Genomic DNA, 21107 nt, shown 5'->3' on the forward strand with positions numbered 1-21107 from the left:
GCTCGATACGCACCGCCGCGATCTCTTCATTCCGCATGATCCGAAATTAACAGACCCCGAACAGGATTAAAAGACCTGCACCAAAAAACCTAACAAAGTACTACTAGGGCCTTGCGCGAGATCGCCTCGTAAGCACCGCGAGCGGGGTCGTGACAAGTGATCCTGCAGCGGAGAGTCCCACGCCCAGGTCGTGCGCCATGACGGGGAGGGGCCCGGTCGGCAGGAACTCGCTGGTGACCGAGACGAAGATCGCAGACGCAAGCGAGAGCAGGCCTATCCAAGGGAACACGGTGACTGTGGGAGTCTCGGAGGTGTGCGTAGACACGGGGAACCAATCTAAGTCTTGTGGTGTGAGCCGCTAGGGAGCAGGCTTGCTGCCCGTCCGACATATCAACGGGGCAACGATAGGGTAGCCGGGCGGTCGGGCCTCGTCAGTGACGCGCTTCACGGAAAGGGGCACGGTTTAACAACTTGACCCTGATGTACTTTGTGTATCTATGGCAGAGCGTCGGCGTCGCCTATTAGGCTCCAGTCCGATCCGGTCAGAGCTTCTGCAGCATGCCCGGCTCCATCTCAACGGCTCAGGCCCGTCACATACTCTTCATCCGGACCGGTCCACCCGCTGTGCCGCTCTCGTGGGTCCGCGGCCTCCCCGCGGGGATCCTCCGAGAGCGGAACGGCCTCCGTTCCTTTTCATAGCACCATGGCAGCGATTGGTTTAAGAGGGCAGGCTTCCGGTCAGGACCGGTCGGCGCGTCGTTACTTTACGCTTCCCGGGTGGACGGCGAAGAAGCTTTCGTCTGCGCGGGATCGCGTTCGGCGAGCGAGCCGATCGCGGCGTCGATCTTCTTCATGATGTCCGCCTCCAGGGTGACTCCCGATGCAGCCACGGCTTCTGCGATCTGCTCGGGCCGCGAGGCGCCGATGATGGCAGAAGCAACGTTCGGGTTCTGCAGCACCCAAGCAACGGCAAGCTGGGGCATGGAGAGGCCGGCTTCCTCGGCGATGGGCCTAAGCTGCTGTACTCCGGCCAGCACGTCATCGCGCATCCAGCGTTTGATCATCTTGGCGCCGCCCTTATCGTCCGTGGCGCGGCTGCCTTGCGGGGCAGGCTGGCCAGGCAGGTACTTTCCGCTTAGCACGCCCTGTGCCATCGGGGACCAGACGATCTGGGACACACCCAGTTCTTCCGACGCCGGCACAACCTCAGCCTCGATGACCCGCCACAGCATGGAGTACTGCGGCTGGTTGGAGATCAGTCGGAAGCCCAATTCCTTGGACAGCGCGTGGCCTTCGCGGAGCTGCTCGGCGGTCCATTCGCTGACGCCGATGTAGAGCGCCTTTCCCTGCCGCACGATGTCTGCGAACGCCTGCATGGTCTCTTCCAGCGGCGTTTCGAAATCATAGCGGTGGGCCTGGTAAAGATCCACGTAGTCCGTCTGGAGCCGGCCGAGCGAGCCGTTGATCGACTCCATGATGTGCTTGCGGGACAGGCCCAGATCGTTTTTGCCCTTGGGCCCGGTGGGACCGTAGACCTTGGTGAAGATTTCCAGCGACTCGCGCCGTTCGCCCTTCAGTGCCTCGCCGAGGACAGTCTCCGCGGCGGTGTTGGCGTAGACGTCCGCGGTGTCAAAGGTGCTGATGCCGGCGTCGAGCGCTGCCCTGACGCACTGGGTGGCGACGCCGTTCTCCACCTGGGAGCCGTGCGTCAGCCAGTTGCCGAACGTGATCTCCGAGATCTTGAAGCCACTGTTTCCGAGGTATCTGTATTCCATTTTTGTTCAATACTTTCTATTGTTTGACGTTGCCCATCCACCAGCCGCCGAACCGCGGGATCTCACCTTGAAGTCTCTCCACCCTGTGCACAACCTCGGCGGGACCGCGTCTAGGTTTAATGACCTTCAGCCCAGAGGTTGATGTCGGACTCAACCGCGAATTCGTCGATCTGTTGAAGCTCATCGTCCGTCAACTCGGCACCCGAAACTGCGGCCAGGTTATCTTCCAGTTGCCGGACGCTGCTGGCGCCGATCAGTGCCGATGTGACCAATATTCCCTTATTCTGCCGGCGCAGCACCCAGGTGATGGCCATTTGAGCGAGGGTCTGACCACGCTGTGCCGCAGTGAAACGGCGGAAAGTTTCAGCCCGCTGCGCCCGACCCTGCGGTACGGCATGGAATCGTAACGGTCATGGTCGGGAAGGTAGATCATGGGACAAGTTTCCTTCGGGTCTTATTCTGCTCTTGGTGTTCGCGTTAGTCGATTTGTCCGTCTGGGCGGCGTTGGCGTTCTCCTCCTGAAACTTGAGATCGCACCCTAGCCTCGCGATTCCTCGCGCTATGGCATCGGCCTTGTTCATCCCAGGAACCCACTCCGCGAAGCGAGATTCGGTCAGATGCCTTCGGTGCTGGCTGACCGCTATCCTCGGCTAGTCGGCGGGGTACCGGATTCCAGTCTGGCGGCGAGCCTCATCCAGCAGGGACATGGTGATCAGCGTTTCAGGCAGCGGCATGGTGGGGCTCTCCGTCAGGCCTTGCTGGACGCAGCGGACCACTTCGCGCAGCTGATAGGTGTAGCCGCGGCCGGCAGGAGTGAACTTCTCCACGCGGGACTCTCCCGAACCCGTGGTGATGGTCAGTTCCGTCGGATTGAACAAGGGTGCATTGCACCGCAACATTCCTTTGGTGCCTGACACTGTGGCTGTCTGTGTGGATACCGTGGTCAGGGACATCATCAGTTGCGCCTGGGCACCCGAGGCGTACTGAAGCGTCATGGCGGTCTCGGCATCGACGCCGTCCCTGTTCCGGTGAGAGGTCGCCGTGAGGCTCTGGGGCTGGCCCAACACGGCCAGCGCCCACGTCAGCAAGTACACGCCGACGTCCATTAATGCACCTCCCCCCTCCTCTCGCCTCCACAGCCGGGCGTCGGGGTGGTACGGCGCCGGGAAGCCTAGGTCCGCCTGCATCCACCTGATCTCACCGAGCTCGCCCGAAGCGATGATATGCGCCGCCCGCTGGATGCTGGGGAGGAACCTGGACCAGACAGCTTCCATGAGGAACAGGCCCTTCTCCCGTGCCAGACTGACCAGCGAGGACGCTTCCCGCGCATTGATGGTCATCGGTTTCTCGCACAGCACGTGCTTGCCGGCCTCGAGCGCCGCTTTGGCCACGGCGTAGTGGCTGGCGTGGGGCGTCGCAATGTAGACCACGTCCACCTCCTGATCCTGAAGCAGGCGCACGTAGCCGGGGACCCCGCCAGCCTCACCGTACGCCCGGCGGAAGCCGTGCCGGGTGGCGAAGGCGTCCGCACCGCCCTGGTTCCGTGAGCTGACAGCCTGCAGGACGGCGTCGGGCAGCAGTGCCAAGTCGCCGACAACTACGGACGCGATCCTGCCCGTAGAAACTACGCCCCAGCGCACTGGATCGCCGGAGGCTCGGAGTGGGTCCAGATCGCTGGTGGCAAGCAGCGGCGTTGTGGCAAGAGCGGGCTCAGTTGCCGGAGTCAATGCGGCCACTCGCGCTCTTGTAGTTCCGGCTGATGAGCGGCTGGAAGTCCGCCTCCGGTGTGCTGTCCACGCCGACGGGCCATTCCGGGCGCGTACCGGTGAGGGCCCAGGCCGCCTGGACGCCCGCGCCGCGGGCGACGTACTCACCCGGGCTGGGGATCACCACGGGAAGGTCGAAGACCTGCGCTGCAATCTTCTGCACCGCCGGGTTTTGCACTGCGCCGCCGATCAGCAGCAGGCGCCGGGCCGGCACTCCCAGTTCACGCAGCGCATCGATCCCGCCGGACAGTCCACACAGCATGCCTTCGACAGCTGCCCGGGCGATGTTGCTGCGCGTTGACGACGCGATGCTGAGGCCGTGCAGGCTTGCCTTCGCGTCCGGCAGGTTGGGCGTGCGCTCACCCTCAAAATAGGGCACCAGCACCACTCCCCCCGCGCCGGGCGCCGCGTCCAGCGCGAGTCGTGCCAGTCCGTCGAAATCGACGTCCAGTACGTCGGCGATGGAACTAAGGACCCTGGCCGCGTTCAAGGTCACGGCAATGGGAAGGTAGCCGCCACCCGCGTCGGCGAACCCCGCAACGGTGCCGGTGACGTCCGTGCAAGGATCGGCCGTGACGGCGAACACCGTGCCGCTGGTCCCTACGGAGACCACGACATCGCCGGGGCTGATGCCCAGGCCCAGCGCAGCTCCCGCGTTGTCGCCGGCTCCGACCCCGACGGCGATTCCACCGTTTGCGGCTGCGGCGGCCAGACCGGGCCCCGACGTGCCCTTGCCGTTGGCGGGGAAGCACGCGGGATGTACCTGCCCCGCCATAGCGCCGGGGCTAAGGACCCGGGGCAAGACGACGGCGCCGCCCGGCCCTGCAGAGTCCCCCGCTTCACGCGCGTCCCGTCCAACGGCCAGCTTGAACAGTTCAAAGTCATAGGCGCCCGATTCCGGGCTCCAGTAGCCGGTGCCGCTGGCATCGGACCGGTCGGTGGTCAGCTGCTCAAGGTCAGGGCCCAGAGGACCGGAACCCGAAGGACCAAAACCGCGCAGGCGCCACGTCAGCCAGTCATGCGGCAACGCGACGGCGGCAACCTTGGCCGCGATTTCCGGCTCATGGTCCCTGACCCACCTGACCTTGGTCGAGGTAAAGGACGCCACAGGAACCAGGCCGGTCCGCACGGCGTACTCCTTCGCGCCCACCTCGGCAGTCAGATCGGCCGCCGCGCCGGCAGATCTGGTGTCGTTCCACAACAGTGCCGGGCGCAGAACATTACCCTCTCGGTCCAGAAGCACCATTCCGTGCTGCTGGCCCGCGATGGAGAGGGCGCTGACGTCCCCCAGTCCGCCGGCGTCGTCAATGGCCTCAGCCAATGCCTGCCACCAATGGTCCGGATGGACCTCGGTGCCGTCCGGATGGCCGGCGCGGCCTTCACGGACGGGGGCACCGGTGTCGGCATCCAGGATGAGAACCTTGCAGCTTTGAGTCGACGAATCCACCCCGGCAACCTGTGTCATGGGATCAGCGGGCGCCGAGCAGGTGCTCGATGAAGAGCTGCTGGAGCTTCACGAAACCGAAGCCCTTGCCGCCGAAGTAAGCGTCGGCGTCGAACTCCTCGTAAGCGGACCTGTCCGCAAGCAGCCGCTCGTAACCTTCGCCCGGATTGAGGGTGGGCTCATTAATTTCGGAAACCCGGGAAGCCTCAAGTGCCGCCTGCACCTCGGGATCTGCACGGAAGGCCTTGGCGCGCTCCTTCAGCAGCAGGTAGGTCTGCATGTTAGCCGCGGCGGAGTCCCACACGCCGTTGATGTCTTCGGTCCGGCTGGGCTTGTAGTCGAAGTGCCGGGGACCGTCATAGGCGGGGCCGCCGTTTGGGCCGCCGTTTTCCAGCAGGTCAACGAGGGAGAAGGCGTTCTGCAGGTCGCCGTGGCCGAACACGAGGTCCTGGTCGAACTTGATGCTCCGCTGGCCATTGAGGTCGATGTGGAACAGCTTGCCCTGGTACAGCGCCTGGGCGACGCCGTGGGTGAAGTTCAGGCCCGCCATCTGCTCATGGCCGGTTTCGGGGTTGATGCCGACGAGCTCCGGGCGCTCCAGCGTTTCAATGAACGCAAGCGCGTGGCCAAGGGTCGGCAGGAGAATGTCGCCACGGGGTTCGTTGGGCTTGGGCTCGATGGCGAACCGGATGTTGTAGCCCTTGTCCGTGACGTAGTCGCCGAGCAGGTTCACGGCTTCGCGGTAACGCTCGAGGGCGCCGCGGATGTCCTTCGCGGCGTCGTACTCACTGCCTTCGCGCCCGCCCCACATGACGAACGTTTCGGCACCCAGCTCGGCTGCAAGGTCGATGTTCTCCAAGACCTTGCGCAGGGCGAAGCGGCGTACGCCGCGGTCGTTGCTGGTGAAGCCGCCGTCCTTGAAGACAGGGTGGCTGAACAGGTTGGTGGTGACCATCGGGACAACCATGCCGGTGGATTTCAGGGCACCAGTCAGACGGTCAATTTCCCGCTGACGCTCTGCCGCCGAGCATCCGAAGGGGAACAGGTCGTTATCGTGAAAGGTCAGTCCGTAGGCGCCGAGGTCGCTGAGCCGATTGACGGCCTCGACGGTATCCAGCGGCGGACGGGTCGCGGACCCGAACTGGTCCTGGGCCTCCCAGCCCACGGTCCAGAGACCGAAGGAAAATTTATCTTCACGCGTGGGCTGAATCGCCATTGAAATGCTCCGAGGGTAGGGGTTGGTACTTGGATGGGAACGCTCTAAGGCATTCCATAAATAAATATGTTTCGGTAGCAAACATATTCGTTATTTTTGTGATGTCAAGCACCGCCGCCCCGCCGACCCTGTTTGCAGTCTCCCCCACAGCGTGCCGTCGCCATGGCGCCCATCCGCTTCGGCTGTTATGTTAGGCAGTACACCAAATTGCGCCGTGACGGCCGAAACGAAGGAGGAAAGCCCCGATGGATCAGCTCGTGACAGAACGTAACTGGGCCGGCAACCACACCTACCGCGCTCCAGTGATCGCCCATCCGTCCACCCTGCAGGAACTGCAGGAGCTGGTCGCCGATGCAGACCATGTACGGGCGCTGGGATCCCGCCATTCGTTCAACGACATCGCGGACACCGCGGGAACGCTGGCGGTCCTCGACCGTCTGGACGGGACCATCAGTGTGGACCCGTCGAACATGACAGTTACGGTCAGCGGCGGAACGCGTTACGGGACTCTGGCCGCTGAACTTCACCAGCACGGCTTTGCGCTGCACAACCTGGCTTCCCTACCTCATATTTCGGTTGCTGGGGCCGTAGCAACGGCAACCCATGGCTCGGGGGATGCCAACGGCAATTTGGCCACCGCTGTCGCAGGCCTGGAGATGATCACCGCTGACGGCAGCGTCTTCTCTGCCCGCCGCGGGGACACCTACTTCGAGGGCATGGTTGTGGGACTGGGAGCCCTGGGCATCGTCACCCGCCTGACACTGGATATCGAACCCACATTCCAGGTCAGCCAAAGGGTCTACGAGGGCCTCGACTGGAATCAGGTCCTGGAGAACTTCGATGAGGTAACGTCCTCCGCGTACAGCGTGAGCCTGTTCACCGACTGGACTGGACCGACAGTGCAGGAGGCCTGGCTCAAGAGCCGCGCCGAGGATCAGCGGCACGGAGGCGGCACATCCGGATTCTTCGGGGCGGGACCCGCGGCCGAGGCAAGGCATCCACTTCCCGGCGTATCCGGCAGCAACTGCACGCAACAGCTCGGCGTACCGGGCCCCTGGGCCGACAGGTTGGCCCACTTCCGGATGGAATTCACCCCAAGCAAGGGAGATGAGCTGCAAAGTGAATACCTGATCCCGCGCGAGCATGCCACGGACGCCCTCCGCACCATGAGGAAGCTCTCGGACGTCGTCACCCCTCTGCTGCTCATCGGCGAAATCCGCACAGTCGCGGCAGACCAGCTCTGGCTGAGCCCGAACTACGGCCGGGACGGCATCGGCCTGCACTTCACGTGGCGCCAGGACCAGCCCGCCGTCACGGCCGTGCTTCCGCTGCTCGAAGCGGAGCTCGCCCCCTTCGCCGCCCGGCCCCACTGGGGGAAGCTGTTCGATGCCCGTGCCGCCGCCATTAGGCCAATGTATCCGCGCTTAGGCGACTTCATTGCCCTGGCGGAGGGCCTGGATCCCACCGGCAAGTTCCGCAACAGCTTCCTACACCGCACGGTATTCGGCAACTGATAGTGTCTCGATGATGCCCTCCCTGATCCGCCCGTCTGCCACATCCACGTTTTCGACCGTTTCGGCGCCGACGCCGTCGTACAGCGAAGCGGATCCTTCGAGGCGGAACAACCTTGCCCTGATCACGTCCCTTGTCCATCACCACGGGGTCCTCAGCAGGGCGCAACTGACCAGGATGACCGGATTGAATCGGTCAACCGTGGGAGCCCTGATCGGCCAGCTCGGTGCCTTGGGGCACGTCTATGAGACCCCGCCCTCCGGCGGAGCCCAAGTAGGCAGGCCCAGCCCCGAGGTGCACCCGAGCCCCTCCACAGCCGCCCTCGCCGTCAATCCCGAGATCGACGCCGTGACCATCGGACTTGTGAGCCTTGGAGGCAAAGTTCAAAAGAAGATTCGCTTCGCCACGGACCGGATTCCCACAGCCAGAGAGGCCGTTAACATCGCCGCAGCCGTCATCGAGGGCATGCGCACCGAGCTTGACGCGTCCTACCGGATAACGGGGATTGGGGTGGCCGTGCCCGGGCTGGTCAACCAGGCCGACGGCGTCGTCCGGCATGCCCCGCATCTGGGTTGGCACGATGAACCGGTTGCCAGCATGCTCAGTCAGGCATCCGGCTACCCCTGTCAGGCCGCCAACGACGCTTCCTTGGCGGCAGAGGCTGAGCTCATCTTCGGCGCCGGCGCCGGGCGGGAAAACCTGATTTATCTCAACGGCGGTGCCAGTGGCGTCGGCGGCGGCGTGATCTCCAACGGCGCACTACTGCGCGGCGCCTCCGGCTACGCCGGGGAACTTGGCCACACCTTCGTCCGGACAGCCGGGAGCACCTGCCACTGCGGCGCCACCGGATGCCTGGAAACCGAAGTCTCGCAGTCACGGCTCTTCGAACTCGCGGGCCTGTCCGGCGGCGACGCATCCCAACTGGAAGAGGCCCTCCGAAGCAGCAGTAGCACTGCAGTGACAGAAGAAGTGGTGCGGCAACTGGACTACCTCGGGATAGCCTTGCGTAACGCTGTCAACACCTTCAACCCCGAAGCGATCGTGCTCGATGGATTTCTCGGTGTCCTGCACACCCTCTGCCCCGGCGCATTGGAGAACCAGCTGCTGACCCAGGCCCTGGACGGGCCAGCCAGCCAGGTAAGTATCTACCGGGCAGAACTGGGCACGGACCTGATGATGATCGGGGCTGCCGAGCTGGCCTTCACACAGTTTCTGGCGAACCCTGCCGGCCTCGGCACCCTTCCTGTTCCCAGCAAACAGAAAGCCTGACAAATTCCCGGCAGGGCGCCTCCCGGATGATCAGCGGAACAGCCAACACGCGGTAAAACAAGGTGGCCGCCGGTCTCCGACCGTATCGCCGCACACCGTGAGTCCCGGCATCCAGGTGCTGCTCCAGTCTTCCATCGATCTGCGACGTCCGTGTTCAACGGCCGGCAATGTCGTCGCCGTTAACGACCTTGGCCGTGGACCCTGGGTGTCGGATCATCGAGGACCCGATCCGTCCGGCGAACGCGGCGCATTCCACCTTCTCAACAAAGCCGAGCATGCTATTTCTGGCCCCACCGAGGAATCAGCCGCGGCGGGCGGCTCGCCGCCCGGATTGCCGAAGAATCCATCGTCCTGGCCAGCAACAACGGCATCCTGCCGCTGCACCATCCGGGACGCATCGGCGTCGTGGGACCCAACGCGGACACTGCCCAGGCGTTCCTTGGCTGCTACTCCTTCCCGGCACACGTCGGCGGGCAGCACCCGGGCGGCCCGGTCGGAATCGAACTGCCCACAGTAGCCCAGGCCCTGCGCGCTGAATTCCCAGACAGCCGTATCAGCGTAACCGCCGGCTGCTCCATTGACGGCGCCTCCACTGAGGGATTCGACGGTGCCGTTGCCGCCGCCTCCGAGGCCGACGTGGTCATCGCTGTCGTGGGCGACCGCGCCGGGCTCTTCGGACGGGGAACCAGCGGTGAAGGCTGCGACGCGGAATCCCTGGTGCTTCCGGGAGTCCAGCAGCAACTGCTGGACCGGCTGATCCAAACCGGCGTACCGGTGGTGGTGGTGCTCCTCACCGTCCGCCCCTACGCCGTGGGATCCGCCGTCGAGGACGCCGCCGCGATCGTGCAGGGCTTCTTCCCCGGCGAGGAGGGGGGCCCAGCCGTCGCGGGGATCCTCAGCGGCCGCATCAACCCCAGCGGACGACTGCGGGTGAGCATTCCCGCCAAGCCCGGTGGGCAGCCCTCGACATACCACGCGTCCCGTCTTGCCAAGGCCAGCGGTGTCTCCAACATCGATCCTTCCGCTGCCTACCCCTTCGGCTATGGCCTCAGCTACACCACCTTCGAATGGAGCGGCCTGGTGCTGGACGGTCCCTCAACGGTGGCGGTGGATGGCACAGGGAAGGCGAGCACAGTGCCCGCCGTCGAACCGGTCAGCTTGGACATGGACAGCGTGACCGGGAATGTCACCGTCGAGGAAGTCCGCAAGAACATTGATACGGGTTTAGCCGACGAAACCCAACGCTGACAACGGTTCGGAGGGGCCCTAACAACCAGCCTAGCCATTCGTGTGTCAAGCTGCAGGTTTCGGTATCATTTGGTAACAAATTCCGCAGCACTAGACGCAAGCCCGCCTGACCCATGTGAAGACGGGTGCTGCGGTGAGCCTTAAGACCTTTGGAATGTCATCCCTTTACAGCGCCGGCGTGGGAGGGGCTGTGGACTTGCGGACAATCAACTGGGTGGCAAGTTCGACCCGGTGGGAATCCAGCACTTCCCCCCGCGCCTGGCGCAACAGTGTCCGCAGCGCTGCACGCCCCATCTCCTCCAGCGGCTGAGCTACGGAGCTTAGCGCCGGGACCGATTCCTCGCCTTGGTTCGTCCCGTCAAAGCCGATAAGACTAATGTCTTCGGGGACCCTGACACCGTGACGGCCTGCTTCGCCGAGAACACCCAATGCGATGCTGTCGCTTCCGGCAAAGATAGCTGTGGGGCGCTGGTCAAGTTTGAGCAGCGCCTGTAGCCCGGCAACCCCGCTCTCCCAGCGGAACCTGCCGCCGGAAATGATGTACTGAGCGTCCACCGGAACGCCCTGAGCCGTAAGAGCGGCCATATAGCCGTGCAGTCGCGCCTGGTTGCATTCAGCCCTCTCTATGCCGCCTATATAGGCGATGCGCCGATGACCCAGCTCCAGCAAATATTCTGTTGCGGACTTGCCTCCGGCCCAGTTGGTGGCTCCTACGCTGATCACATCTGCTGAGGGCGGGTTGAGCGGGTCGATGACGACGACGGGAATATTGCGGCGCCTAAACGCATGAAGTTGCGCTTCACTGAAAGCAGACGTCACCACAATCATTCCTGCTCTGCCCTCGTCCAGCATGCGCTGGGCGCGGCGCTCCGGGCTGCGCCTGCTGGACGATTCCGGACCGGTGACGCTGACCAAAATCTCAACGTCGGCGCCCGCCGCGAACTGCAGTATCCCATTCAGGACCTCAATGGTGTACGCGGAGTCAAGTACGTCGATGACCACCTCAACGACAGTCCCGGCGTCCGCGGCAGAACGGCGCTGCAGGGGAGACTGGTACCCGGCTTGCTCCAGTGCCGCTAATATGCGGGCGCGGGTCTCCGGCGCTACATCTTCACGGCCGTTTACCACCTTCGAGACGGTCGGCGCTGAGACACCGGCTTGCAGCGCCACGGTTGCCAGCGTCGGTTTTGCACGCTCCGGCATCTTTGTTGCCATAATGTTTGCGACCTTTCGAAATGTTTCGTGAGTTTCATTCTTCAGAATAAGGGCGCCGTGGTCAAGGACAGGAACCTTTGCACGCAAAAAAGTCCTGTATTACTCTTGACGTCTGCCCGTGTCGGCCTCTACTTTAGACCGTGACCTAAACCACTCTTTCGAAATATTTCGAAAGCTGTACTCAGAGCTCACGCCCCAAACATTTGCAAAGAAGCAATTTCAGATGGAGAAGCAATGAAGCAATCCCAGACCTCCCGCCGCTCTTTCCTCGCCCTCGCTGCCCTCACTCCCTTCGCCGCCATGACGGCCACTGCGTGCGGGACGTCGGGACCGGGTACCTCCAGTGCTGGCGGCGGCGGCGGCAGCATGTGGTACCTGTCCGGTGAGCCGAACCAGACCACCATGCAGAAGGCCGTGGACGCCTTCAGTTCGGCGAACCCTGACAGCAAGATCACGGCCACGTACTTCCAGAACGACGCATACAAAACCAAGATCAAAACGGCCATCGGCGCCGGCCAGGCCCCCACCATCATCTACGGCTGGGGCGGCGGCACCCTGAAGACATACGCCGAGGCTAACCAGGTAGACGACCTGACCAGCTGGTTTGACGAGAACCAGGACCTGAAGAAAAAGTTCTTCCCCGCCTCATTCGGCGCAGCCACCGTCAACGGGAAGATCTACGCGCTGCCCAACCAGTACGTCGCCCCGATCGTACTGTTCTACAACAAGGAAGTGTTCGATAAGGCCGGCGTCCAGCCGCCGAAGACCTGGGACGACGTCATGTCTCTGGTCAAAACCTTCAACGACATGGGCGTGGCTCCCTTTTCACTCGGCGGACAGTCGCGCTGGACCTCCATGATGTGGCTAGAATACCTGCTCGACCGCATCGGAGGCGCCGAGGTATTCACTGCCATCTTCCAAGGCAAGCCCAATGCCTGGATGGATCCCGCCGTGATCGAGACCGGCACTAAGATCCAGGAGCTCGTCTCGGCGGAAGGCTTCATCAAGGGTTTCTCCTCCATCGCTGCAGACTCCAACGCGGACCAGGCTCTTCTGTTCACGGGCAAGGCAGCCATGATGCTGCACGGTTCCTGGACTTATGGCGCCATGAAAAAGGGCGGCCAGAACTTCGTCCAGGAGGGGAAGCTGGGCTTCGTCCAGTTCCCGACCGTTGCCGGCGGCAAGGGCGACCTAAAGAACGGGGTGGGAAACCCTGCCCAGTACATGTCGATCTCCTCCAAGGCCACAGATAAGGAAAAGGATTCGGCGAAGAAATTCTTCAAAGACGGCATCTTGACCGAAACGGTCATTGACACGTACATCAATTCCGGATCCGTCCCCATTGTTAACGGCATCGAAGACAAGCTCAACACGTCTCCGGACAAGGACTTCCTGAATTTCGTCTACGATCTGGCCAAGAACGCCCCGAACTTCCAGCAGTCGTGGGACCAGGCACTGAGCCCCACCGCCGCGGAAGCCCTGCTGAACAACATCGACCAGCTGTTCTTGAAGTCGATTACGCCCCAGCAGTTCGCCCAGAACATGAATGCCACCCTCGGAAAATGAGTAACGCCGTCTCCACCGCTCGAAAGACTGCCGTCCCGGGCAGGACTGACGGGGGGCAAAGCGGGCAGCGTAATGCTGCACTCGCGTGGCTGACAGTGCCCGCTTTGTTCTTCTTCCTGGCGTTCGCCGTCGTGCCGCTGGTCGGTGTCCTCATCCTGAGCTTCAGCAGCTGGGACGGCATCGGTGCCATCGGGTCAGCGGGCTTGGGCAACTGGTTCTCGGTGCTCGCGGACCCGGGGCTGTACAGCTCCCTGGGACTGACATTCCTGATCATGATCGCCTCCTGGCTGGTCCAGACGCCCATCAGCCTCCTTTTGGGTGTCTTCACCGCAGGAAGCCAGCGCTACCGGGCCGCCCTAGCAGTGCTGTACTTCCTGCCTTTGCTGCTCTCATCGGCAGCAGTCGCCATCGCCTTCAAGGCCTTGCTGGATCCGAACTTCGGCCTGGCCACGGGCCTGGGACTGCCTTTCCTGGCCCAGGACTGGCTGGGAGTCCCGCATCTGGCCGTGGGTCTGGTGATCTTTGTGATCGCCTGGCAGTTCGTGCCGTTCCACACGCTCATTTACCAAGGCGGCGTGCGCCAGATTCCCAAATCACTTTACGAAGCAGCCGAAATCGACGGGGCTGGAACAATCAAGAAGTTCTTCCACATCACCCTGCCCCAGTTGAAATACACCATCATCACATCGTCCACGTTGATGGTCGTAGGGTCGCTGACGTACTTCGACCTGATCTTCGTCCTCACCGGCGGCGGGCCGGGTAACTCCACCCGGATCCTGGCCCTGGACATGTACCTGCGGGGTTTCCGGGCGAACCTTATGGGCCCGGCAAGCGTCGTCGCCGTCATTCTTGTACTCATCGGCCTTGCTCTTGCCTTGTTCCTCCAGCGCCTTGGAGGCAAGGACAAGCAGGGCAGCCAATTGGAAGGTATGTAAGGTGAGCACCGTCCTGAAAAGCAGCACGGAGGAAACTCCCACCGGCGCCCCGGCCAACTCCGCCGCCGTCAAGCGGGGGTTCGGTTCCCGGATGAGGCGGCTGAATGTCCCTGCGGGCCTCGGCGGCTGGATCTGGCTCGCCATCATCATCGTCCCGGTCTATTACGTGGTCATCACCAGCCTGAAGACGCAGGCAGGCTACTTCGGGCAGAACCCACTGGCACTTCCCACCTCGCCCACCCTCGAAAACTACCAGCTGGTTCTTGAAGCAGACTTCGCGAAGTACTTCATGAACAGCACGATCGTCACACTCGGTGCCGTCATCCCAACGGTGCTTATATCCTTCATGGCCGCCTTCGCCATTGTTCGGGGCAGGGGCAGGTTCCTCAAGCTGGTCAACGGCATGTTCCTGATGGGACTGGCGATCCCGCTCCAGGCGACGATCATCCCGATCTACCTGATGATCATCCGGCTCAACCTGTACGACAGCCTGCTCGCGCTCATGCTTCCATCCATTGCTTTTGCCATCCCGTTGACGGTACTGATTCTGTCCAACTTCATCCGTGATGTGCCGAACGAATTGTTCGAGTCGATGCGGCTGGACGGCTGCAGTGAATGGCAGACCATGTGGCGCCTGGCCTTGCCACTGACCCGCCCTGCGATCGTGACTGTCGCCATCTATAACGGACTGCACGTCTGGAACGGATTCCTGCTCCCGCTGATCCTTACCCAGAGCCCCGGGCTGCGCGTCCTTCCCCTGGCTTTGTGGACATTCCAGGGCGAGTACAGCGTCAACATCCCGGCCGTGCTCGCATCGGTGGTGCTCAGCACCTTGCCAATCCTCGTGATCTATATTGTTGGCCGCCGCCAACTGCTCAGCGGTCTGACCGCCGGTTTCAGCAAATAGGACCAGGATCCTACGAAAGGACATTTTCATGACCATCGCAAAGCCCCTGCGGGTCGGCATGGTCGGCTACGCCTTCATGGGTGCAGCCCACTCCCACGCCTGGCGGACAGCACCACGGTTTTTTGATTTGCCGCTGCAGCCCCAGCTCACCGCTGTTGCAGGCCGGAACGCCGACGCTGCTAAGGCAGCAGCGGACAAGCTGGGCTGGGAATCGGTTGAGACGGACTGGCGCCGCCTGGTCGAGCGTGACGACATCGACCTGATCGACATCTGCACCCCCGGCGACACCCATGCCGAGATTGCGATCGCCGCGCTCGAGGCCGGCAAGCATGTGTTGTGCGAGAAGCCGCTGGCGAACTCCGTGGAGGAAGCGGAGCGGATGACTCTCGCGGCGGAGGCTGCGGCCAAGCAGGGCATCATCTCGATGTGCGGCTTCACCTACCGCCGGACACCCGCCCTGGCGCTGGCCAAACGGTTCGTGGAGCAGGGCAGGCTCGGTGACCTCAGGCACGTCCGGGCGCAGTACCTGCAGGACTGGCTCTCGGACGCCACCGCCCCCATGACCTGGCGGCTGGACAAGAGCAAGTCCGGGTCCGGTTCCCTCGGCGACATCGGAGCACACAGCATCGACGCAGCCCAGTGGGTCACCGGCCAAAGCATCACCGGCGTCTCGGCGCTACTGGAAACTTTCGTCCCGGAACGCCCGCTGGCAGGTGACCTCGTCGGCTTGGGCGGCCACGGCGACCTCAGCAGCGAGGCACCGCGCGGGACGGTCACCGTGGATGACGCCGCCGTCTTCAGCGCAAAATTCGACGGCGGCCCCATCGGGGTGTTCGAAGCGACGCGTTACGCGCTGGGCAGGAAGAACGCCATGCGCCTGGAAATCAACGGCACCAAGGGCTCCCTCGCCTTTGATTTCGAGGACATGAACGTTCTGTCCTTTTACGACGCCGCCGAGTCTCCCGACGCCGGTTTCCGCCGGATTTTCGTCACCGAGCCGGAGCACCCGTACGTCGGCAACTGGTGGCCCACCGGCCACGGCCTTGGCTACGAACATGGCTTCACGCACCAGGTGGTGGACCTCGTAACCGCCATCGGTGAAGGCCGCCAGCCGGAGCCGTCCTTTGCCGACGCCCTGCAGGTTCAGCGTGTCCTCGCGGCCGTGGAGTCCAGTGCCGCGAACTCCAGCCAGTGGCAAAAAGTCTGAGCAACGCCTCACAGCTTCAGCACAACCAAGGAACCCCAATGACACGACCAATCACGCTTTTTACCGGCCAATGGGCCGACCTGCCCTTTGAGGAGGTGGCCCGGCTTGCCGGTGAGTGGGGCTTTGACGGGCTCGAGATCGCCTGCTGGGGTGACCATCTGGACCCCCTCCGCGCGGCGGAGGACGACAACTACCTCCAAAGCCGGCTGGACATCCTGGAGAAGAACAACCTGAAAGTCTTCGCCATCGCCAACCACCTCACCGGCCAGGCCGTGTGCGACGACCCCATCGATGAACGCCACCAGGGCATCCTATCCGCGGAAATCTGGGGCGACGGCAAACCAGAAGGAGTCCGCCTCAGGGCCGCAGAATCGATGAAGGACACCGCGCGGGCGGCTGCCCGCCTCGGGGTGAAGACCGTGACAGGGTTCACCGGCTCATCCATCTGGAAGGCCGTGGCCATGTTCCCGCCCGCCTCCGAGGCAATGATCGACGCCGGCTACCAGGACTTCGCGAACCGCTGGAACCCGATCCTGGACGTCTTTGACGAGGTGGACGTCCGTTTCGCCCTGGAGGTCCACCCATCCGAGATCGCCTACGACTACTGGACCGCCAAGCGGACGCTCGAGGCCATCGGGCACCGCCAGAGCTTCGGGCTGAACTTCGACCCGTCCCACTTCATCTGGCAGGACCTGGACCCGGTGATGTTCCTGCAAGACTTCGCAGAACACATCCTCCACGTCCACGTGAAGGAATCCGTCCGCCAGCTTGACGGCCGCAACGGGCGCCTCGGCTCCCACCTGGCCTGGGCCGATCCCCGGCGCGGCTGGGACTTCGTCACTGCAGGGCACGGCGACGTGCAGTGGAACCGGATCTTCCGGACCCTGAACGCCATCGGCTACGACGGCCCCACCAGCATCGAATGGGAGGACGCCGGCATGGACCGGCTGATCGGCGCGCCGCAGGCGCTGGCCATGGTCAAGGAACTTGCCCGGATCGCCCCGCCCGCAGCCGCCTTCGACGCCGCCTTCGCGAGCCGCTGACCCGACTCTTTCCCGGTCCCAGCGGGGCCGGTAGCCAAACAAAGGAAACCCCCGAAATGACAGAACGCAAGAACGCCCTGGTGGTCCGCGGCGGCTGGGACGGCCACCAGCCCTACGAAGCCACCGAGCTCTTCATCCCCTACCTCAAAAACAACGGCTACGACGTCCGCGTCGAGGAATCCCCCAAGGTCTACGCCGACGCCGAATACATGGCAGGGGTGGACCTGATCATGCAGTGCATGACCATGACCACCATCGAAAAGGACGAGTTCGCCGGGCTGCGCGCAGCCGTGGAGAATGGCACTGGCCTCGCTGGGTGGCACGGCGGTATCGCTGACTCGTACCGGAACAACTCCGACTACCTGCACCTGATCGGCGGCCAGTTCGCCTGCCACCCCGGCAAGCACCCGGACGAGTGCATCGGCGAGCAGTCCGACAATTACGTGCCCTACACGGTCAACATGCTTCCCGCAGCCGAGGAGCACCCCATCACCAAAGGCATTAAGGACTTCGACCTGGTGACCGAGCAGTACTGGGTCCTATCGGACGACTACATTGACGTCCTTGCCAACACCACCCAAAAAGTCCGGGAGTGGGACGCCTGGAACCGCGAAGTCACATCGCCGGCCATCTGGACCCGCCAATGGGGCAAAGGCCGCATCTTCGTTGCCACCCCCGGCCACCGAGTCGAAATCCTTCAGGACGCCAACGTCCGCACCATTATCGAAAGGGGCCTGCTGTGGGCAAGCCGTTGAAAGTAGGAATCGTTGGCTGCGGAGCCATCATCGCGCAGTACCTCACCAATTTCCGCAAGCTCAACGACATCGAGCTGGTGGCGGTGGCGGACCTCGACCCGGCACGTGCCCGAGCGGTGGCCGATGACTATGAGGGCGTCCGCGCCCTCTCGGTGGAAGAACTGCTCGCCGCCGACGACGTCGAACTTGTCCTGAACCTGACCATCCCGGCCGCACACGCCGAGGTTGCCCTGAAGGCCATCGCCGCAGGCAAGAGCGTGTACGGCGAGAAGCCCCTTGCCGCAACCACTGCCGAGGCCCGCCAGGTGCTGGACGCGGCGCGCGGGGCAGGCGTCGCCGTCGGCTGCGCCCCCGACACCGTACTGGGCACCGGCATTCAGACGGCCCGCAAAGCAATCGATGACGGACTGATCGGCGCACCAATCTCGGCCTCCGCCACGATGGTGACACCCGGCCATGAGCGCTGGCACCCGAACCCGGACTTTTATTACCAGCCCGGCGGTGGTCCCCTCCTCGACATGGGCCCTTACTACGTGACCGCCCTCGTAACCCTGCTAGGCCCCGTCGTCTCGGTGGTGGGCGCCGCAAGCCATACCCGCAATGAACGCATCATCGGCTCCGGACCCCGCCAAGGCGAGAAGGTCCCCGTTGACATCGATTCTCACGTCACCGGCGTCCTGGTCCACTCCTCGGGTGCGCTCTCCACGCTTTTTATGAGCTTCGACGCCGTAAAGTCCAAGTCGCCTAACATCGAGATTCACGGCGAACGAGGATCGCTGGTTGTGCCGGACCCGAATTACTTTGATGGCGAGGTCCAGCTGTTCTCCCTAGGCGCTGAAGCCTGGGAGACTCTTCCGGTGTCCGCCGGTTACGTTTACTCCGGACGTGGCTTTGGAATCGCCGACCTGGCCTCCACCGCACCGGGTGCCGAGCCCCGCGCGGGCGGGACCCTGGCCTACCACGTACTGGAGGTCATGGAATCGATCCTCGAATCAGCCCGCAGGGGCACCGCAGTGGCCATCGGCAGCACCGCAGCGAGGCCCGATCCGTTGCCCTTGACCAACCTCAACCGGCCAGCCACGGCTGAGCAGACACTGCCACCCGAAGGGATCCGGCAGGAGGAAATTCAGCCCGTCATTTCATAAGATCGCGGAGATAAGGCCAGCTGGTACCAGGCGGGGGGCATCACCTACCTGCCTCCCGACCTTTCCGCTGCTGTCCTGCTCCGCGCAATCGGCAAGCAGCGGATATACCCGGTCGCGCTGCTCGCCGGTTTCGGTCTGAGTGTTATGTCCCCCAGCTGCTCCGTGTGCCGGGAACCTCGCGACCCGAGCAGATTGCGGACACCGTGGCTGTCTCCGGCGTCAAGCGCTCCGGGCGCCACTCAGGCCGCTGGAGTCCGTGGTTCTGGTAGATGTACAGATCCAGACGACGGAGCAGTTCGCCCCTTACACCGGCATCCGTCGGACCTCAGAACAGGCGGCGGCAAGGAATCGGGTTCTCGCCGTTGGAATAGAACTGCCCGCGAACCCGGCCCTGTTGGCAGTTGCCGCGACGGCCCGTCGACAGCCCAAGCATCGGACGATAGCGCCGATAAATCATAATCACATCCCGTCCGATGGAATACTTCAACAGCACAGAAAGTTACCGACCTTATGACTACACAGCAGAAGACTGCGTCCCCCGAATTGACCTTTAACGACGGCTTCACCATCCCGCAGCTTGGCTACGGGGTGTGGCAGGTGGAAGACGACGTCGCCGAAGTAGTGGTCGGGCAGGCCTTCGAGGCCGGCTACCGGCACATCGATACCGCGAAGATCTACGGCAATGAAGCAGGCGTGGGGCGGGCCATCGCGGCCTCCGGCCTTGACCGGGACGACCTGTTCATCACCACCAAGCTGTGGAACGCAGACCAGGGCTACGAGAGCACTCTGGCAGCCTTCGAAGGCTCGATGGAACGGCTGGGCCTGGAAACTCTGGACCTCTTCCTCATCCACTGGCTCCAGCCAAAGCAGGGCAAGTACGTTGACACTTGGAAGGCCCTGGTTGAGTTGCAGAAGCAGGGCCGGGTCAAAAGCATTGGCGTCTCCAACTTCACCATTAAGGCGCTGCAGGAAATTATCGAAGCAACCGGTGTGGTTCCGGCCATCAACCAGGTGGAGACCCACCCCTACTTCAACCAGGCCGGCCTGCGGGCCTTTGAAGCCGACAACGGTATCCTGCATGAGTCCTGGTCGCCGCTGGGCCAGGGCCAGGGCCTCCTCGAGGACCCTGTCCTTCAGGACATCGCCGCTAAGCGCGGTGCAACGCCGGCCCAGGTGGTTCTGGCCTGGCACCTGGCTCTGGGCAACGTGGTGATCCCGAAGTCCGTGACTGAATCCCGGATCGTGGATAACTGGGAAGCCCTGAATGTGACCCTTGAGGCCGAGGACATCGAGGCGATTAAGGCCCTCGACAAGGGAGCCGAAGGCCGCATCGGCGCAGATCCCGCGACGGCGGACTTCGCTTAAGCCACACCGTTCTCGAATTAAGGGACCGCTCCCCGAAGTGGTCCCCGGAAATTCGACTGGCTAACTAGACCTGGGCGGCGAGGGTCTGGGTCCGGTGTTGCGCCGGGCTCAGGCCCTCGAGCTTTGTGAAGATGCGTTCGGTGTTGTACCAGAGGACATACTTTTCAGCTGCGCTGCCAGAACGTCGATGCTCAGGAAGTGGACGTGGCGGAAAAGGGCTTCCTTGAGGTGACCGAAGGGACTTTCGACCACGGCCTAGCCGAAGCAGTTGCCCTTGCGGCACATTGATTGACCGCGCCGGCTTCCTTCAGGAGAGAGCGCCACACCTGCCTGCTGCCTTTCCGATTCTCGGATGTGCCCGATGACCCTGAGAGGCCCGCACACGGCATGGAACTGGGCCGGCGGCTACTGCCGGAAACGGCACACAAAGGACTTCCTGAAGGTGGCGGTACTCTTGGCAACATCGGGCGGCTCCTCAGCGGACTCGGCGTCCGGCTCCATCAGGTCGAGGAACCGGCAGCAGCTGCAGCGGATTCTGTCCCTGCGCGGCGCCGTCGCGGGCTGACCTTGGCGCTACGCGGTTCCTCCGGCTACGTTCCTTGGAGGGCTTTCGGCAGTGCCGTCATGGAAAGTGCCTCGTCGAGGACTTTGCCGAAGTTCGCCGCATCGTGGGCGAACCGGCCCAAAAAGAGTCCGGAGACGCCGTCGAGCGCGGGCAGCAGCCCTGGCTTGGCGGACC

At 63.3% G+C, this 21107-nt stretch carries 20 protein-coding genes and 1 pseudogene; 12 read left to right on the forward strand and 9 right to left on the reverse strand.

Going from position 1 to position 21107, the window contains the following annotated elements:
• Window positions 1-764: 764 nt before the first annotated feature.
• The 5 genes and pseudogenes from AC50YA_RS22105 to xylA form a co-directional block, all read right to left on the reverse strand.
• Window positions 765-1775: an aldo/keto reductase family protein gene (locus AC50YA_RS22105; protein WP_494984324.1), complete on the reverse strand. Its 1011-nt coding sequence runs from the start codon at window positions 1773-1775 to the stop codon at window positions 765-767.
• A gap of 116 nt (window positions 1776-1891) precedes the next feature.
• Window positions 1892-2128: pseudogene (locus AC50YA_RS22110) on the reverse strand (aldo/keto reductase); the annotation flags it as partial.
• Window positions 2129-2425: 297 nt separating this feature from the next.
• A complete protein-coding gene (locus AC50YA_RS22115) occupies window positions 2426-3511 on the reverse strand; it encodes a Gfo/Idh/MocA family protein (RefSeq protein WP_494984325.1) in 1086 nt (361 codons plus the stop codon).
• Window positions 3486-5006 carry a xylulokinase gene (locus AC50YA_RS22120; protein ID WP_494984326.1) on the reverse strand — a complete coding sequence of 507 codons (1521 nt, stop codon included), beginning with the start codon at window positions 5004-5006 and terminating at the stop codon, window positions 3486-3488. The genes AC50YA_RS22115 and AC50YA_RS22120 overlap by 26 nt, the downstream gene beginning before the upstream one ends.
• Before the next feature lie 4 nt (window positions 5007-5010).
• Complete coding sequence (xylA, locus tag AC50YA_RS22125) at window positions 5011-6201, reverse strand: xylose isomerase (RefSeq protein WP_459310040.1); 1191 nt, start codon at window positions 6199-6201, stop codon at window positions 5011-5013.
• 257 nt (window positions 6202-6458) lie between these two features.
• Here xylA and AC50YA_RS22130 point away from each other — a divergent pair, with 257 nt between their 5' ends.
• Window positions 6459-7715, forward strand: a complete 1257-nt coding sequence (locus AC50YA_RS22130; protein WP_494984327.1) for an FAD-binding protein — start codon at window positions 6459-6461, stop codon at window positions 7713-7715.
• Here AC50YA_RS22130 and AC50YA_RS22135 read toward each other — a convergent pair.
• On the reverse strand, window positions 7689-7841 hold the full coding sequence (locus AC50YA_RS22135) for a hypothetical protein (RefSeq protein WP_459310042.1): 153 nt from the start codon (window positions 7839-7841) through the stop codon (window positions 7689-7691). The genes AC50YA_RS22130 and AC50YA_RS22135 overlap by 27 nt on opposite strands.
• 49 nt (window positions 7842-7890) lie before the next feature.
• Between AC50YA_RS22135 and AC50YA_RS22140 the strand changes: the two genes are divergently transcribed.
• The gene (locus AC50YA_RS22140; protein WP_494984328.1) at window positions 7891-8982 is read left to right on the forward strand and encodes an ROK family protein; all 1092 of its coding nucleotides are present in this window, start codon (window positions 7891-7893) and stop codon (window positions 8980-8982) included.
• Between the two features lie 154 nt (window positions 8983-9136).
• On the opposite strand, the gene AC50YA_RS22145 is transcribed toward AC50YA_RS22140, so the two are convergent.
• Window positions 9137-9259, reverse strand: coding sequence for a hypothetical protein (locus AC50YA_RS22145; RefSeq protein ID WP_459310044.1), 123 nt, complete (start codon window positions 9257-9259; stop codon window positions 9137-9139).
• A 74-nt stretch (window positions 9260-9333) separates the two neighbouring features.
• On the opposite strand from AC50YA_RS22145, the gene AC50YA_RS22150 reads away from it, so the two are divergent.
• Window positions 9334-10230, forward strand: coding sequence for a glycoside hydrolase family 3 protein (locus AC50YA_RS22150; RefSeq protein WP_494984334.1), 897 nt, complete (start codon window positions 9334-9336; stop codon window positions 10228-10230).
• Window positions 10231-10395: 165 nt separating this feature from the next.
• On the opposite strand, the gene AC50YA_RS22155 is transcribed toward AC50YA_RS22150, so the two are convergent.
• On the reverse strand, window positions 10396-11445 hold the full coding sequence (locus AC50YA_RS22155; protein WP_459310081.1) for a LacI family DNA-binding transcriptional regulator: 1050 nt from the start codon (window positions 11443-11445) through the stop codon (window positions 10396-10398).
• 234 nt (window positions 11446-11679) lie between these two features.
• On the opposite strand from AC50YA_RS22155, the gene AC50YA_RS22160 reads away from it, so the two are divergent.
• From AC50YA_RS22160 to AC50YA_RS22195, 8 genes are all read left to right on the forward strand, one after another.
• Window positions 11680-13011 (forward strand): extracellular solute-binding protein, encoded by a 1332-nt coding sequence (locus tag AC50YA_RS22160; protein WP_494984329.1) that lies wholly within the window; start codon window positions 11680-11682, stop codon window positions 13009-13011.
• Complete coding sequence (locus tag AC50YA_RS22165; protein ID WP_459310048.1) at window positions 13008-13946, forward strand: carbohydrate ABC transporter permease; 939 nt, start codon at window positions 13008-13010, stop codon at window positions 13944-13946. The genes AC50YA_RS22160 and AC50YA_RS22165 overlap by 4 nt, the downstream gene beginning before the upstream one ends.
• Window position 13947: 1 nt before the next feature.
• Window positions 13948-14853, forward strand: coding sequence for a carbohydrate ABC transporter permease (locus AC50YA_RS22170; protein ID WP_459310049.1), 906 nt, complete (start codon window positions 13948-13950; stop codon window positions 14851-14853).
• 28 nt (window positions 14854-14881) lie between these two features.
• Window positions 14882-16060 carry a Gfo/Idh/MocA family protein gene (locus tag AC50YA_RS22175; RefSeq protein ID WP_459310050.1) on the forward strand — a complete coding sequence of 393 codons (1179 nt, stop codon included), beginning with the start codon at window positions 14882-14884 and terminating at the stop codon, window positions 16058-16060.
• 38 nt (window positions 16061-16098) lie between these two features.
• Window positions 16099-17103, forward strand: a complete 1005-nt coding sequence (locus AC50YA_RS22180) for a sugar phosphate isomerase/epimerase family protein (RefSeq protein WP_459310051.1) — start codon at window positions 16099-16101, stop codon at window positions 17101-17103.
• A 56-nt stretch (window positions 17104-17159) separates the two neighbouring features.
• A complete protein-coding gene (locus AC50YA_RS22185) occupies window positions 17160-17858 on the forward strand; it encodes a ThuA domain-containing protein (RefSeq protein ID WP_494984330.1) in 699 nt (232 codons plus the stop codon).
• Entirely contained in the window at window positions 17843-19003 is a 1161-nt protein-coding gene (locus AC50YA_RS22190) for a Gfo/Idh/MocA family protein (protein ID WP_494984331.1), read from the forward strand. The genes AC50YA_RS22185 and AC50YA_RS22190 overlap by 16 nt, the downstream gene beginning before the upstream one ends.
• A 510-nt stretch (window positions 19004-19513) precedes the next feature.
• Window positions 19514-20368 (forward strand): aldo/keto reductase, encoded by an 855-nt coding sequence (locus AC50YA_RS22195; RefSeq protein ID WP_459310054.1) that lies wholly within the window; start codon window positions 19514-19516, stop codon window positions 20366-20368.
• Between the two features lie 64 nt (window positions 20369-20432).
• Here AC50YA_RS22195 and AC50YA_RS22200 read toward each other — a convergent pair whose 3' ends face one another.
• Entirely contained in the window at window positions 20433-20651 is a 219-nt protein-coding gene (locus AC50YA_RS22200; protein WP_494984332.1) for an IS3 family transposase, read from the reverse strand.
• Window positions 20652-20729: 78 nt separating this feature from the next.
• On the opposite strand from AC50YA_RS22200, the gene AC50YA_RS22205 reads away from it, so the two are divergent.
• A complete protein-coding gene (locus AC50YA_RS22205; RefSeq protein ID WP_494984333.1) occupies window positions 20730-20933 on the forward strand; it encodes a hypothetical protein in 204 nt (67 codons plus the stop codon).
• Window positions 20934-21107 lie beyond the last annotated feature (174 nt).

The sequence above is a fragment of the Pseudarthrobacter sp. RHLT3-21 genome (genome assembly GCF_059383495.1).